A 16,084-nucleotide genomic window follows, 5' to 3' on the forward strand; every position below is an offset into this window, starting at 1 on the left:
ATATTGTAGTATGATATAGTAATATGGGAATAATATATACAATAGAGGTACAGCGTAGAATATTTCAAAAATAAATTTGGGAAGTGAAAGTTTTGTCAGAAAAGGTAATGAGTTTTATAAAAGAAAATTCAATGTTTGATGAAGGCGATAAAGTTATAGTTGCGGTTTCTGGTGGACCTGACTCAACATGTTTGCTTTATATTTTGAATGAACTAAAAGATAAGCTTGGAATTACACTTGTAGGTGCACATTTGAATCATTGTCTTCGCGGAGAAGAATCAGATAAAGATGAAGAATATGCAAAAAAAACTTGTGAGAGTTTGAATATAGCTTTTTATAGCAATAAAGTGGATATACATAAAGTATCTAGGGAAAGAAACTTATCTTGTGAAATGGCAGGAAGAGAAGTTAGATATAATTTTTTTGAGGAACTTATAATTAAATTAAATGCTAATAAGGTTGCACTAGCCCATAATGCAAATGATCAAACAGAGACTATTTTAATGAGGATAATGAGAGGAACAGGCATTGAGGGAATGGTTGGCATTAAACCAGTTCGCGATGGAATATATGTAAGACCCATACTTAAACTTAGTAGAAAAGAAATTGAAAAATACAATTCTATTAATAATATTAATCCTAGGATAGATAAATCAAATTTAGAAAATATTTATGCAAGAAACAAAGTTAGGCTTGAGCTTATTCCATATATGGAAGAAAATTTTAATAAAGATATAATTAAAACGTTAAATCGATTATCAAATATTGTGAAAAAAGATAATGACTTTTTGAAAATTGTTTCTGAGAAAGAATATGAAAAACATTGTGAGATAAGTCAGCAAAGAGTTATAATAAATAAGAGTGCATTTAGTCTGCATGAAGCAATTCTAAGTAGAATAATTAGAAGTGCTTTACTTGCTGTGAATCATAATTTATACAATTTTGAAGAAATTCATGTATTAAGTATTATAGAACTTCAAAAACATGATACAGGTAAAAACATAATGTTACCCAAAAACATAATAGTTGAGAATTCTTATGGAGATATACATATATATATGTATGTAAAAGAGATTGAAGCTAATGATAATCAATATTACTTAAATATTAATGAGGAGAATATTATTCATTCTTTAAACAGGGTAGTTAAAATTGATGTTATACCCAAACTAAAATCTACTGAATTTACAGGAACTGATTATATTAAATATTTCGATTATGATCAGATAAATGAGCCGATAATACTAAGACATAGAAAAGATGGGGATAAATTCATGCCACTTGGTATGAATGGTAATAAAAAAATAAAGGATTTGTTTATTGATTTAAAAATACCCAAGTCTAAAAGAAATGAAATACCTTTAATATGTTTTGGGGACGATATAAGTTGGGTAGTTGGGTATAGGGTTAGTGAAAAATTCAAGGTGTCAAAGGATACTAAAAATATATTGCAGATTAGAATTGGAAGAGAGGAATAAAAATGAATAACGATATTAAAGAGGTACTTTACAATGAAGATCAACTAAGGGATAAAATCAGGCAAATGGGTGAAAAGGTAAGTAAAGATTATTATGGTAAGGATCTTATACTTATTGGTATTTTAAAGGGTTCAGTTATATTTATGTCAGATTTGTTAAAAGAAATTACAATTCCATGTAAAATGGATTTTATGGCAGTATCGAGTTACGGAAATTCAACTAAAACTTCAGGAGTTGTAAGAATTCTTAAGGATTTAGACTTTGAAATTCAAGGAAAAGACGTACTGATAGTAGAAGACATTATAGATTCAGGTGTTACACTCAAATATCTAATGAAGTGTCTATCTGCAAGAAAACCAAGTAGCTTAGAAATTATATGTTTACTTAATAAACCAGAAAGAAGAAAGGTAGATATAGATGTTAAATATGTAGGGTTTGATGTACCGGACTTTTTCATTGTAGGGTTTGGTATGGACTATGCGGAAAGATATAGAAATTTACCGTATATAGGAATATTAAAAGATGAAATTTATAAATAAGTGTGTATTATAATAATTACTTATTAATATATATATATTATTGTCAAGTGCTTTTTAATGTGATAAAATTTCATAATAAATGAAAAGAGAGGGGGGGTTCTAATGAAAAAGATTTCTAGTGCATCAGTTTGGCTCGTAGTATTTGTACTCGTGATTTTTGCAGCGGTGACCTTTAAAGATGCTGATAAAAAGGATACCACACTCAGTGTTGATAAATTCCAAGAACAGTGGATTAAGAAAGATATTAAAAGTGTTCAAGTAAGAGAAGATAAAACAATAACGGGAGAATTAGCTGACGGGACACAATACGAAACGATAGTTCCACTATCGAGATTAATGCAAGTTATGGATGAACATCCTAATGACAAAGTTACAGAAACATATATAAAACCAGCAAGCATGCCGATGTGGTTGCAAATAGTACCAACACTTCTTATTATTTTAATGCTAGTAGCATTTTGGTTTATGTATATGCAACAATCGCAAGGCGGCGGTGGCGGCGGTAATAGAGGGGTAATGAATTTTGGTAAAAGTAGAGCCAAGATTGCCACGCCAGATAAGAAGAAAGTTACATTTGATGATGTCGCGGGTGAAGATGAAGAAAAGGACGAGCTTGCGGAAGTTGTAGATTTCTTAAAACAACCTAAAAGATACTTAGATGCAGGTGCAAGAATTCCTAAGGGAATATTACTTGTTGGTCCACCAGGTACAGGTAAGACTTTACTTGCAAGAGCTGTCTCAGGAGAAGCGGGAGTCCCATTTTATAGTATATCGGGCTCTGACTTTGTAGAAATGTTCGTCGGGGTTGGAGCTTCAAGAGTAAGAGATTTATTTGAGCAAGCCAAAAAAAGTGCTCCTTGTATAATATTTATTGATGAGATTGATGCAGTAGGTAGACAAAGAGGTGCTGGTGTTGGTGGTGGTCATGATGAACGAGAACAAACTCTGAATCAGCTATTAGTTGAAATGGATGGGTTTGGTGTTAATGAAGGTATAATCATGATAGCTGCGACCAATAGACCAGATATACTAGATCCGGCTCTTTTAAGACCGGGCAGATTTGACAGACATATATTAGTAGGTGCACCTGATGTTAAGGGAAGAGAAGAGATTCTTAAAGTACATTCTAAAAATAAGCAATTAGCAGATGAGGTAAAGCTTGACGTATTAGCTAAGAGAACACCAGGATTTACTGGTGCAGATCTAGAAAATCTAATGAATGAAGCTGCATTGCTTACTGTAAGAAAAAATAAACAGGTTATAGAAATGGTAGAACTTGATGAAGCGGTAACTAGGGTTATTGCAGGACCTGAGAAAAAGAGTAGGGTCATTAGTGAAAAAGATAGGAAATTAACTGCATATCATGAAGCTGGGCATGCGGTGGTAATGAAGTATTCTCCATTATCAGATCCTATTCATCAAATAAGCATTATACCAAGAGGTATGGCAGGTGGATATACAATGCATTTGCCTGAAGAAGATACATCTTATACTTCAAAGTTAAAGCTTAAAGATGAGATGGTTGGACTGCTTGGTGGTAGAGTTGCAGAAAAACTAATAATGAAAGATATTAGCACTGGTGCTAAAAATGATATTGATAGAGCATCATCTATAGCAAGAAAAATGGTCATGGAGTATGGTATGAGTGACGAGCTTGGACCAATATCTTTTGGCAATGACCATAATGAAGTATTCCTCGGGAGAGATTTAGGTAAAAGTAGAAACTTTAGTGAACAAGTAGCTTTCCAAATAGATTCAGAAGTTAAAGATCTTATTGACGAAGCATATGCAAAAGCCGAAAAGATTCTTGATGAAAATATAGGTAAACTTCATGCAGTAGCTCAAGAATTACTTTTAAAAGAAAAACTAGAGGGTGCTGAATTTGAGGCTATAATTGCTAGAACAGAATCAGCTGAAATAGAATTATCATAGATTATTGAGGTTAAAAGACATACAGAAATTACTGTATGTCTTTTTTTAGCCTAAAAATAAACTAAATAATATCTTATCATAAGAATCTTCTGAAGATTTACTTAACTCCTATTTAAACATTTGATATAAATTGTGATATAATATAAAAGATTGATTCTATAAGGGAATAAACAGAAATGGATTTTAATAATTAATCCAATTAAGTAAATTTAAAAGTATATATATGTACCACAAGAGATGATTTAACAAGATAATAATAAAATCATATTTAGAACTATAACAGGAATAATTTCTATAAAGGAATGCTTTCTGTTTAATTTATATATAAGGGGTGAAGCATATGAAAAGTGATATAGAAATTGCACAAAGTGCTAAGATGTTACATATAAGTACAGTTGCGCAGAAGATGGGATTAGGTGAGGATGATATTGATTTATATGGAAAATATAAAGCAAAGATTTCACTTGACGTACTAAGAAGAAATGAAAATAGAAAAGATGGGAAGTTAATATTAGTTACAGCTATTAATCCTACTCCAGCAGGGGAAGGTAAGTCTACTGTTACAATAGGACTTGCTGAGGCATTATGCAAACAAGGTAAAAATGCAGTGATAGCATTAAGAGAACCATCACTTGGGCCAGTATTCGGTATTAAAGGTGGAGCTGCTGGCGGTGGATATGCGCAAGTGGTACCAATGGAGGATATAAATTTGCATTTTACAGGTGATATGTATGCTATAACTGCCGCTAACAATTTATTATCAGCAGCTATAGACAATCATATTCAGCAAGGTAACGTGCTTGGAATTGATAGTAGAAAGATTATATTTAAAAGAGTTATGGATATGAATGATAGAGCTTTAAGACATATTATTGTTGGAATTGGTGGTAAGCCTAATGGATTTACTCGTGAAGATGGGTTTATGATAACTGTCGCGTCTGAAATAATGGCTATTTTATGTTTGGCGAGTAACCTTATGGACTTAAAAGAAAGAATGGGTAGGATTTTGGTTGCATATGACCTAGGAGGTAACCCAATTTATTGTAAAGATTTAGCTGTGAATGGTGCGATGGCGCTACTTATGAAGGATGCTATAAAACCAAATCTAGTTCAGACATTAGGAAATACTCCAGCCATAATACACGGCGGACCTTTTGCTAATATCGCTCATGGCTGCAATAGTCTACTAGCAACGAAAATGGCTTTAAAGTTAGGAGATTACGTTGTAACTGAAGCTGGGTTTGGAGCGGATTTAGGTGCTGAAAAATTCTTTGATATTAAATGTAGATATGGTAAATTAAAACCAGATTGCGTGGTTCTTGTTGCTACAATAAGAGCACTAAAACATCATGGTGGAGTAAAAAAAGATAAATTAAACGAACCTAACGTGGAAGCACTTTCAAAAGGAATTGGAAACTTAGAAAAACAAATAGAAAATATTGAAAAATATGGAGTTCAGGTAGTGGTATCAATAAATAAATTTGTTACAGATACTGAAAAAGAAATCGAATGTATAAAAGAATTTTGCGTTAAAAAGGGTGTTAAAGTAGATTTGACCGAGGTTTGGGAAAAGGGTGCAGATGGAGGATTAGAACTTGCGAGTAAAGTAATAGACACTATTGAAAACAATAAAAGTGACTTTAAGGTTCTATATGATGTTAAACTGCCTATAAAAGAAAAAATAAGCATTATTGCCAAGGAAATATATGGAGCCGATGGCGTAGAATATAGTCCATCTGCAAATAAGCAAATTGCTGAAATAGAAAAACTTGGGTTAGATAAAGTTCCTATATGCGTTGCTAAAACTCAAAACTCTTTGTCAGATAATCCAAAGCTTTTGGGAAGACCAACAAATTTTACAATAAATATAAAAGAAATTACTATATCTAATGGAGCTGGCTTCATTGTGGCCTTAACGGGAAATATAATGACAATGCCAGGGCTTCCGAAGATTCCTGCGGCGAATAAGATGGATATTTTTGAAGATGGTACTATTACAGGTCTATTCTAAAAAAATTAATGGTATTGCTTTATTTTGATAAGGATGTTATAGACTATATCTATAACATCCTTATTTTTGGGTAGCAATACATAGTATTAAAAATGCAAATAAATATATTTGATATAAAATTTATTATAAATATTTAACTTGACAAATATATTCAAATTGTTAGAATTAGATTGATAAATTAGCAATGTTTTATATAGATGTTTTATTGTATTTGATATGCTATTATTATGTTTTAACATAGGAAAATCATAAAGCGACTTGTAAGTCGTTTTATATTATATAGGTGGTGTATAAAGTGATTTTAGTTTTAGACGTTGGAAATACTAATACTGTATTAGGAGTTTTTAAGGAAAAGGAATTACTTGTGGAGTGGAGACTTTCTACTGATGCAAAAAGAACTGCTGACGAATATGGGATTCAAGTAATGCAATTATTTCATCAGAGAAACATAAAGGTAGAACACATTAAAGGAGTAATAATTTCCTCTGTTGTTCCCAATATTATGTATTCGCTAGAACATATGATAAGAAAATATTTTGATTTAATACCTATGATAGTTGGACCAGGTATAAAGACTGGTATAAATGTAAAATACGATAATCCTAAAGAAGTAGGTGCAGATAGGATTGTTAACGCTGTGTCTGCTCATGCAATTTATAAAAGATCATTAATTTTAATTGATTTTGGCACTGCTACAACCTTTTGTGCTATAAGTGAAGATGCTAATTATTTAGGTGGAACAATATGCCCTGGTATCAAAATAGCTTCAGAAGCTTTGTTTGAGAGAGCTGCAAAGTTACCGAGGGTGGAACTTATAAAACCAGATACAGTTATATGTAAAAATACTGTTGCAAGTATGCAGTCGGGGATAATATATGGATATATTGGACAGGTAGAGTATATTGTTAGTAAAATGAAAAGTGAAATGATTAATATGGGAGAAGAAGAACCTTTTGTAGTTGCAACAGGAGGGCTTTCAAACTTAATAACCAAAAACTCTTCGGCTATTGATGAGTTCCATCCCAATCTCACATTAGAAGGGCTTAGAATGATTTATGAGAAAAATAGGGAATAGGGGCTTTAATGACATTTCAGAAGTCATTAATATTACAGCGACCAAGGAGATGATTTAATGAAAATATCAAATATCGAATTTAAAAGTGATGTTTTTTTAGCTCCTATGGCAGGAATCACAGATATTGCATTTAGAGGGTTATGCAAAGAACTAGGTTGTGGCCTTTTGTATTCTGAGATGGTAAGTGCTAAAGGAATGTATTATGGTAGTAGTAATACGCAGTCGCTTATGCGAATATCGAGCGAGGAGAAACCTGTAGCTATTCAGATATTTGGAAATGATCCTAAGATTATGGCTAGTGCTTGTGAAATTTTCAATACAAGGGATGATATATGTATTGTAGATGTAAATATGGGGTGCCCGGTACATAAAATAGTGAAAAATGGTGAGGGATCTGCTTTAATGAAAAATCCTAAACTTGCAGCTCAAATAATAAAAGAAATGAAGAAGGTTTCTACAAAGCCTGTTACAGTCAAATTTAGAAAAGGTTTTGATTCAGATAGTATTAATGCTGTAGAATTTGCTAAATACATGGAAGATGCCGGTATAGATGCCATTGCGGTTCACGGCAGGACTCGCGAACAAATGTATGAGGGCAAAGCTGATTGGAATATTATAAGGGCTGTAAAAGAAAGCGTTAAAGTACCCGTGATAGGTAATGGTGATATATTTTCTGTAGAGGATGCTATTCGGATAAAAGAAATTACTGGTTGCGATGCTATAATGATTGCAAGAGGGGCCATGGGTAATCCATGGATTTTTAGAGAAGTTATGCAGGCAATAAATAAAGAAGAGGTCATATACCCTACGCAGGATGAGAAAATAGATATGTGTATAAGGCATTTGGATTTAGCTGTAAAATATTATGAAGAAATTAAGGCAGTTAGAGAAATGAGAAAACACACAGCTTGGTATATTAAAGGCCTTACCAATTGCACAGAAATTAAGAATAAAATTAACACTAAAAAAAATTATGGTGAAGTTAAGCAATTGCTTTTAGAGTACAAAGAGTTTTTGAAGACTGTTTAAAAGTTTTTAAAAGTTTGAGCAAGGACTATAAATATATAGTTAAAACATGAATTTATAGAATTAACACTGAATAAGATAGTAATACATTAATTTATAAGGTGTGTATGGATGAATCCAATATTATATGTAACTTCAAATATAGATAATGCCTATAATGAATTTGGATTTTCAAGTAGAATTAAGGATAAACTAAAGACGAAAATAATAACTAATGAATATATTAAAGAACTAGATATTAAATTGATAAATGTACGTATGCCTCCTAATTTTAATAAGAGAGCATACTATAATAATGTAAATTATGCTAAAAAAATATCTAAATGTGGAGAAGTACAATTATCACTAAAAACATTAAGAACTATGGACTACAAGTATTATAATCAATTTCAAAAGAGATTTTTGGCTTTTAGTGTTATAAAAAGTGTACAACTCATGCTTAGAGTGAGAAAAAAAAGTCTTAAGAACTGCTGCATTGTAGTTTACGATGCTTGTGATATGATAAACAATAATATTATTGAAGAGCTTGCTAAATACAGCAAATACATTGTACTTTTGTCATCCGATTTAGTGAAAGTTAGAAAACTTTCAGATTATATAATAGCAAGTTATGGGGTATCACCTATTGTAACAAATGATGAAATTTATGCTACTAAAATAGCAGATTTTATTATTTCATCTAAAAATCATGAATTTGGTTGTGGAAATTTAGTTTGGTTCTTAGATAATAGTATGAATAAACAACAAAATATCATTGCAGTAAATGATGTAAGTTATAATGTGCCTTGGAATATTAATGAAACCGATTTATCTATAGAACTTGTAGGAGCAATATTATGTCAAATGCAAGAAAATGATATAGAAAAGGCGCTTAAGTACAATGACATACATTTAAAAGAAATAAAATTCAATAATAATGTAATAGGTTAGTATATTTCAATAAAATATATTGACAATATCGACTCTCTGATTTATAATGGCTAAATAGTTACATGATTGTTATTATAATAATAAATTTTAGAAGAAATAATTCATTAATTTGACTTATTAGTCTTATATTATATAAAGTGCATTTCTTATATGTTTAAAAACACTATCATGGAGGGGGAGCAACATACCATGGTATTGTTAATTTATAGTGGTTTTTATAAATGGTTATTAACTTATGTAATAAAAATTTAAAAGGGGAGAAATATATGAGTGAACCAAAACAATATGTGATGACCTATGAGGGCATTACAAAGTTGGAGGCAGAATTAGAACTTCTTAAGACCGTCAAGAGAAAAGAAATAACGGAAAAGATAAAAGTAGCACTTGGATATGGGGATTTGAGTGAGAACTCTGAGTATGAGGATGCTAAGAATGAGCAAGCATTTGTAGAAGGAAAAATATTGCAATTACAAACAATGCTTAGAAATGCAAGCGTCGTAGATGAGAATGATATTGAAAAAGATGTAGTGAGTATTGGAGCTATAGTCAAGGTAAGGGACTACCAATTTGATGAAGAGGTTGAATTTTATATAGTAGGATCAGCAGAAGCAGATCCAATGGTAAATAAAATATCATATGAATCGCCAGTTGGAAGAACGCTTGTTGGTAAGAAAGTAGGAGCAGTTATAGAGGTTACTGTGCCAGACGGTATTAGTAAATATGAAATATTAGAAGTACGACGTGCGTAATTATTTAAAAGTTATTTAATATTGCAGCGACGCATTAGATGATTTAATGTAAAACAATTTTTTTATAAAACAAGTTTTTATAAATAATAAAGCTGCTACAAATAATAAGGGTACTTAACAATTTATAATTGGTAGGTACCCTAAAGAAATATATACATATATAAAACACATATATATAGAAACTGTGGTAGACTTAATTATTAATAATTATTTTCTGATCTAGAGAAAAGCAGGAGGGGTAGTAATGTCAAACGAAAAAAAGAATGAAGAAAAGAACGATGAAAAAAGCATGCATGAACTTGAATCTAAATATAATGAACAGGTAACCATAAGACGACGAAAATTATCTGCTTTAAAAGAAGAAGGCAAGGATCCATTTGATGTGTACAAAGTTGAGAGAACTCATACATCTCAAGAGGTTAAGGAAAATTATGAGAAATTGGAAGGAACTCAGGTTATTGTAGCAGGCAGACTTATGTCTAAAAGAGTTCATGGCAAGGCAGGTTTTTCTGATTTACAAGATAGATATGGAAGAATCCAATTATACATAAAAATAGATGCAGTAGGTGAAGAAAAATTAAAAGAATATAAAAGTTTTGACATAGGAGATCTTTTAAGTGTCACTGGAACAACGTTTGTTACACAAACTGGAGAGATATCACTACATATAGTTGATTTTCAGCTAATAGCAAAAGCCCTAAAACCGCTTCCAGAAAAATGGCATGGATTAAAAGATCCTGACTTAAGATATAGACAAAGAGAAGTAGATATAATATCTAACCCACAAGTTAAAGATACTTTTTTAAAGAGAATACAGATAGTCAAGGCTATTAGGCAATTTTTAGATGATAAAGGCTTTTTAGAAGTTGAAACTCCAATACTATCACCAATAGCAGGAGGAGCTGCAGCAAGACCATTTATGACACATCATAATGCGTTAGACATTGATATGTATCTTAGAATTGCTACAGAGTTATATTTAAAAAGACTTATTGTTGCTGGTTTTGAAAAAGTATATGATATGGGTAAAAACTTTAGAAATGAAGGAACTGATTTAAGACATAATCCAGAATTCACAATGATAGAATTATATGAAGCTTTTGCAGATTACAATGATATGATGGCAATCACTGAAAATATGATAGCTTATGTTTGTGAAAAAATTCATGGAACAACAAAAGTAAATTATCAAGGAACTGAAATAGATTTTACACCACCATGGAGAAGAATTACTATGGTAGATGCAGTAAGAGAATATTCAGGTGTGGACTTTACTAAAATAGCTACGAATGAAGAAGCTAGGGTTATAGCTAAAGAAAAACATCTAGAATTTAAAAAAGAATTAAAAGATTGTACAAAAGCAGATATTTTAAATGAGTTATTTGAAGTATATGTGGAAGAAAAATTGATTCAACCAACATTCTTATGCGATTACCCTGTAGAAATATCCCCTCTTACAAAAAAGAAGAGAGGGAATGAAGAGTTTACAGAGAGATTTGAAGGTTTTATATTTGGACGAGAAATTTGCAATGCATATTCAGAGTTAAATGATCCAGTTGTTCAAAGAGAAAGATTTATGCAACAAGCTAAAGAAAGAGAATTAGGCGATGATGAGGCTTATTTAATAGATGAAGAATTTATGAGCGCATTAGAAACAGGAATGCCACCAACAGGAGGCCTTGGTATAGGAATTGATAGATTGGTAATGTTCCTAACTGATGCTTATTCAATAAGAGATGTTATACTATTCCCTACAATGAAACCAATTCAGTAATATAAAAGGGTATTTTAGTTAATCTAAAATGCCCTTTTATTTTTAATATAGAGATTAACATATAAAATATTAACTTAGTGATTTTTAAATATTTTGTTTTAATAGAAATAAACTATTGCATTTTAAATCATATATGGTATAATACCATTATAGTTAAAAACAATGTTATTCCGCGATAGCTCAACGGTGGAGCACTCGGCTGTTAACCGATAGGTTGAAGGTTCAAATCCTTTTCGCGGAGCCATTTTTTATTTGAAATATATATTATAGTAATTAATGTTAATACTATGAGTATATAAATTAAGCATAATATGAGATTTAATGATACATTAATATAATAAAATATTTCACTATGATAAAGAAGAGTAGTAGTAATACTTTATAAGAGAGATTGTGGTTAGTGCAAACAATCAAAGTATTATTGTGAAAGGAACTTTTGAGTGTATAAACTTAGAGTAGGGCATGTGCCAATAAGGGTGGAACCGCGGAAGTAAATTTCGTCCCTTACGGTATAGTCCTTTTTTTTTATTGAAAATTTAGGAGGTATTAAAATGGTATTAAAAAAAAGCATGGATAAGATCGTTACTTTGTGCAAGACTAGAGGGTTTGTATTTCCGGGATCTGATATATATGGAGGACTCGCTAACTCTTGGGATTATGGTCCTTTAGGAGTTGAATTTAAAAATAACGTAAAAAAAGCTTGGTGGAAAAAATTTGTTCAGGAAAGTCCGTATAATGTAGGAGTTGACTGCGCTATACTAATGAATCCTGAAGTATGGGTTGCAACAGGTCATGTTGGAGGGTTTTCAGATCCACTAATGGATTGTAAAGAATGCAAAGCTAGATTTAGAGCAGATAAATTAGTGGAAGATCATATGACAAGTCTTGGAGCAGAAGTAGCTACTGCTGATGGATGGACAAATGAAGAGTTAAAAGATTATTTGGAGAAAAATAAAATAGTATGTCCTAAATGTGGGAAAAATAATTTCACTGATATTAGAAAGTTCAATTTAATGTTTAAAACATCTCAAGGAATAACGGAAGATGGAAAATCGGATATATATTTAAGACCAGAAACTGCTCAAGGTATCTTCGTAAATTTTAAAAATGTTCAAAGGGCATCAAGAAAAAAGATCCCATTTGGTATAGGTCAGGTAGGCAAGGCTTTTAGAAATGAAATAACACCAGGAAACTTTATTTTCAGAACAAGAGAATTTGAACAAATGGAATTGGAGTTTTTTTGTAAGCCAGGTACAGATTTAGAATGGTTTAAATATTGGAAAGAACATTGTGCTAGCTTCTTATATAACTTGGGAATGGAGAAAGAAAATTTAAGATTTAGAGACCATGATAAAGAGGAATTATCATTTTATAGCAATGCTACTTGTGATATAGAATTCTTGTTTCCTTTTGGATGGGGAGAATTATGGGGAATTGCCGATAGAACTGATTATGATTTAAAGAAACATATGGAACATTCAGGAAATGATTTAAGTTACTTAGATCCTATTACTAATGAAAAATATGTACCATATTGTATAGAGCCATCACTTGGAGCAGATAGAGTTGTTCTTGCATTTTTAGTTAATGCATACGATGAAGAAGAACTTGAGGGTGGAGACGTAAGGACGGTGCTTCATTTGCATCCAGCACTTGCACCATTTAAGGCAGCTGTTTTGCCACTCAGCAAAAAATTATCAGAGAAATCTCTTGAGGTTTTTGATATGCTAAGCAAGAAATTTAATGTAGATTACGATGAAGCTGGGAGTATAGGAAAGAGATATAGAAGAGAAGATGAAATAGGGACTCCGTATTGTATAACTGTAGATTTTGATACTTTAGAAGATAATGCTGTAACGATTAGGGATAGAGACACAATGCTTCAAATAAGAGTAAGCATAGGTGAACTTGAAAAGTTTATAGAAGAAAAGCTTGTATTTTAAATACAAGAGGAACCAGAAGTTTAAATGAAAATTAGCAGTTTGAGCTAAAGTATAGTGTGTGGTATGAAGGCAGGCTTAAATAGTCTATGTTTATACTATGCGCTATTTTTTTGTAGAATAACTTAAACAACATTTATTATATTAAAATAAATATTAATATGCGGTAAAGAGGATTATGAACATCGTCGCACATTGTGATTTAAGTGTTATAATTAATATAAACAATTATGCGAAATTGATAATATAATATGAAATATATAAAGATTACATGGAGGGTTATATGGAAAGGAATTTTAGCGAGTTTAAAGAATTTATAAAAGGCAAGAAAGTTGGAGTTGTAGGTATAGGGGTTAGCAATATTCCTTTAATACATTTTTTGGTGAAACTACAGGCTACTGTTACGGCGTTTGATAAGAAAAATCAAAACATGCTTGGCGCGGCAGCAATAGGTTTAAAGGAAGATGGAGTTAAATTAATTTTAGGCGAAAATTACTTAAATGATTTAACGGGATTTGATGTTATTTTTAAAACACCGTCTATGAGAATAGATAATCCTGCTCTTTTAAGAGCGAAGCAAGAGGGCACATATATAACATCAGAAATGGAAGAGTTTATAAAGTATTGTCCTGCAAAAACTTTTGGTGTGACTGGTAGTGATGGTAAAACAACAACAACAACAATAATATATAATATATTAAAAAGCGAGGGTTATAAAACATGGGTTGGAGGAAACATAGGAAATCCATTGTTTGCAAACATTGAAGAAATAACTAAAGATGATAAAGTAGTATTAGAGTTATCAAGTTTTCAACTTATGACAATGAATGTTTCGACAGATGTTGCAGTAGTAACAAATTTAAGCCCAAATCATCTGGATATCCATAAGAATATAGAGGAATATATAGATGCAAAGAAAAACATATTCAAATATCAAAGTGATCAGGATCTTCTTATTCTTAATAAGGATAACGATTTAACTTATGAATTAAGAAAAGAAGCAATGGGTAGAGTTAAGCATTTTAGTATAATAGATAAGGTGGAAGACGGTGCATATTTTCAAGATGATAAATTATTCATTATGAATAATTTAGTATGTAACCTTGATGAGATTAAATTAAAAGGGATGCATAATGTGCAAAACTTATTAACTGCCTTTTGTGCGACTCAGGAAGAGGCATCGGTCGCAAGCATGAGAAAGGTTGCGACAACTTTTATAGGAGTGGAACATAGAGGCGAGTTCGTGCGTGAAGTAGAGGGAGTTAAGTATTACAATGATTCAATAGCTTCTACTCCAACGAGAACAATAGCAAGTCTTAAAGCTTTTGAAAAGCCGGTTATATTAATTGCAGGTGGATATGATAAGAAAATACCTTTTGAACCACTAGCGGAGGAAGCTTATCTGAATATTAAAACACTAATATTGGTAGGTGCCACTAAATATAAAATAAAAGAAGTTTTTGAGTCAATGTTAAAGGAGAAGAAAATATTTTTAGAAATTATACTTGTTGAAGATTTTAATGAAGCAATACTCAAAGCTAAATTGGTTGCTAAACCTGGGGATATTGTGACATTGTCGCCAGCGTGTGCAAGCTTTGATATGTTTAAGGATTTTGCAGCACGTGGTAATAAGTTTAAGGAAATAGTAATGGCATTAAAATAAAAAGTATATTATAATAGGCATTAATAAAAACTTCGGTAAAAATCACTGGAGTTTTTATTTTATTTATAAGAATAAAATGTTATTATAGCTAATAATGAGATGATTTTAATGAATGTCAATTAAGATAATTAACATATAATATAAATTTTTATATACAGTGGTGTTAAATCAATAACAAACGCTCCAAGCGTATCATTATGAGTAAAACCGAAGATATGATAGAAATAAGGATAAAAATGAAAATAAATAGGTAAAACGGGGAAAAATAAACAAATTGTGTTTTATACATATGATATTATATTAATTGTCGCTGGAACACACAGTTATAAATTAACTTAGAGTGATTAGTGATTTTATAAAATTTATTATTAATTGTTTTTAAATGGTTGACAATGAATTAAAAAAGATTTATAATAGTAAAAGTCATCACATGATGACAAAGCAAATTGGTCTTTGAAAATTAAACAGAGAAATAGGTAAAGAAATGAAATAATATTTTATTTTAACCAGTCAATTACTTTAGTAAAAGTAATATTTTAGTCGTAAGACTAAAAAGTATGTAATGAGCTTGCTAACCAACTTAACAGTTGGCGCAGATTAATTATTTCAACTAAAAAAGTGTAAACTTTTAAATTGAGAGTTTGATCCTGGCTCAGGACGAACGCTGGCGGCGTGCCTAACACATGCAAGTCGAGCGATGCGATCCTTCGGGATCAATTAGCGGCGGACGGGTGAGTAACACGTGGGTAACCTGCCTCAAAGAGGGGAATAGCCTCCCGAAAGGGAGATTAATACCGCATAATATGTTTTGATCGCATGATCTTAACATCAAAGGAATAGTCTTCGGATTATTTCACTTTGAGATGGACCCGCGGCGCATTAGCTAGTTGGTGAGGTAAAGGCCCACCAAGGCAACGATGCGTAGCCGACCTGAGAGGGTGATCGGCCACATTGGAACTGAGACACG

Annotated in this window: 11 protein-coding genes, 1 tRNA gene, 1 rRNA gene and 1 other annotated feature; all 13 genes read left to right on the forward strand. The window is 31.5% G+C overall.

The window, feature by feature from the left end; translation table 11 throughout:
* Positions 1-83: 83 nt before the first annotated feature.
* Positions 84-1,478 (forward strand): tRNA lysidine(34) synthetase TilS, encoded by a 1,395-nt coding sequence (tilS, locus tag KPL44_RS17240; protein ID WP_331702778.1) that lies wholly within the window; start codon positions 84-86, stop codon positions 1,476-1,478.
* Between the two features lie 2 nt (positions 1,479-1,480).
* The gene (hpt, locus tag KPL44_RS17245) at positions 1,481-2,017 is read left to right on the forward strand and encodes a hypoxanthine phosphoribosyltransferase (RefSeq protein ID WP_216252708.1); all 537 of its coding nucleotides are present in this window, start codon (positions 1,481-1,483) and stop codon (positions 2,015-2,017) included.
* Between the two features lie 102 nt (positions 2,018-2,119).
* Complete coding sequence (ftsH, locus tag KPL44_RS17250; protein ID WP_216252709.1) at positions 2,120-3,949, forward strand: ATP-dependent zinc metalloprotease FtsH; 1,830 nt, start codon at positions 2,120-2,122, stop codon at positions 3,947-3,949.
* Positions 3,950-4,289: 340 nt separating this feature from the next.
* A complete protein-coding gene (locus KPL44_RS17255; RefSeq protein WP_216252711.1) occupies positions 4,290-5,960 on the forward strand; it encodes a formate--tetrahydrofolate ligase in 1,671 nt (556 codons plus the stop codon).
* 295 nt (positions 5,961-6,255) lie between these two features.
* On the forward strand, positions 6,256-7,035 hold the full coding sequence (locus KPL44_RS17260) for a type III pantothenate kinase (protein ID WP_216252712.1): 780 nt from the start codon (positions 6,256-6,258) through the stop codon (positions 7,033-7,035).
* Between the two features lie 57 nt (positions 7,036-7,092).
* Entirely contained in the window at positions 7,093-8,064 is a 972-nt protein-coding gene (dusB, locus tag KPL44_RS17265; RefSeq protein WP_216252713.1) for a tRNA dihydrouridine synthase DusB, read from the forward strand.
* 108 nt (positions 8,065-8,172) lie between these two features.
* The gene (locus KPL44_RS17270; protein ID WP_216252714.1) at positions 8,173-8,991 is read left to right on the forward strand and encodes a hypothetical protein; all 819 of its coding nucleotides are present in this window, start codon (positions 8,173-8,175) and stop codon (positions 8,989-8,991) included.
* A 266-nt stretch (positions 8,992-9,257) separates the two neighbouring features.
* Positions 9,258-9,740, forward strand: coding sequence for a transcription elongation factor GreA (gene greA / locus KPL44_RS17275; protein WP_216252715.1), 483 nt, complete (start codon positions 9,258-9,260; stop codon positions 9,738-9,740).
* Positions 9,741-10,029: 289 nt separating this feature from the next.
* Positions 10,030-11,514 carry a lysine--tRNA ligase gene (lysS, locus tag KPL44_RS17280; protein ID WP_407935023.1) on the forward strand — a complete coding sequence of 495 codons (1,485 nt, stop codon included), beginning with the start codon at positions 10,030-10,032 and terminating at the stop codon, positions 11,512-11,514.
* A 169-nt stretch (positions 11,515-11,683) separates the two neighbouring features.
* Positions 11,684-11,758: transfer RNA gene (locus KPL44_RS17285), tRNA-Asn, on the forward strand.
* Between the two features lie 99 nt (positions 11,759-11,857).
* Positions 11,858-12,022: a binding site (T-box leader), on the forward strand.
* A gap of 43 nt (positions 12,023-12,065) precedes the next feature.
* Entirely contained in the window at positions 12,066-13,457 is a 1,392-nt protein-coding gene (locus KPL44_RS17290) for a glycine--tRNA ligase (RefSeq protein ID WP_216252717.1), read from the forward strand.
* A gap of 280 nt (positions 13,458-13,737) precedes the next feature.
* The gene (gene murD, locus KPL44_RS17295; protein ID WP_216252718.1) at positions 13,738-15,117 is read left to right on the forward strand and encodes a UDP-N-acetylmuramoyl-L-alanine--D-glutamate ligase; all 1,380 of its coding nucleotides are present in this window, start codon (positions 13,738-13,740) and stop codon (positions 15,115-15,117) included.
* A gap of 629 nt (positions 15,118-15,746) precedes the next feature.
* Positions 15,747-16,084, forward strand: a 16S ribosomal RNA gene (locus tag KPL44_RS17300); the annotation flags it as partial.

The organism is Clostridium sp. DSM 17811 (assembly GCF_018861905.1).
GTDB classification, from domain to species: Bacteria; Bacillota; Clostridia; order Clostridiales; family Clostridiaceae; genus Clostridium_AD; species Clostridium_AD frigoriphilum.

Excerpts from the sequence above, each read along its gene's own strand:
- dusB (WP_216252713.1), top strand. The coding sequence starts at position 7,093 with ATGAAAATATCAAATATCGAATTTAAAAGTGATGTTTTTTTAGCTCCT.
- murD (WP_216252718.1), top strand. The coding sequence starts at position 13,738 with ATGGAAAGGAATTTTAGCGAGTTTAAAGAATTTATAAAAGGCAAGAAA.
- greA (WP_216252715.1), top strand. The coding sequence starts at position 9,258 with ATGAGTGAACCAAAACAATATGTGATGACCTATGAGGGCATTACAAAG.
- KPL44_RS17290 (WP_216252717.1), top strand. The coding sequence starts at position 12,066 with ATGGTATTAAAAAAAAGCATGGATAAGATCGTTACTTTGTGCAAGACT.
- hpt (WP_216252708.1), top strand. The coding sequence starts at position 1,481 with ATGAATAACGATATTAAAGAGGTACTTTACAATGAAGATCAACTAAGG.
- KPL44_RS17270 (WP_216252714.1), top strand. The coding sequence starts at position 8,173 with ATGAATCCAATATTATATGTAACTTCAAATATAGATAATGCCTATAAT.
- KPL44_RS17255 (WP_216252711.1), top strand. The coding sequence starts at position 4,290 with ATGAAAAGTGATATAGAAATTGCACAAAGTGCTAAGATGTTACATATA.
- ftsH (WP_216252709.1), top strand. The coding sequence starts at position 2,120 with ATGAAAAAGATTTCTAGTGCATCAGTTTGGCTCGTAGTATTTGTACTC.
- lysS (WP_407935023.1), top strand. The coding sequence starts at position 10,030 with ATGCATGAACTTGAATCTAAATATAATGAACAGGTAACCATAAGACGA.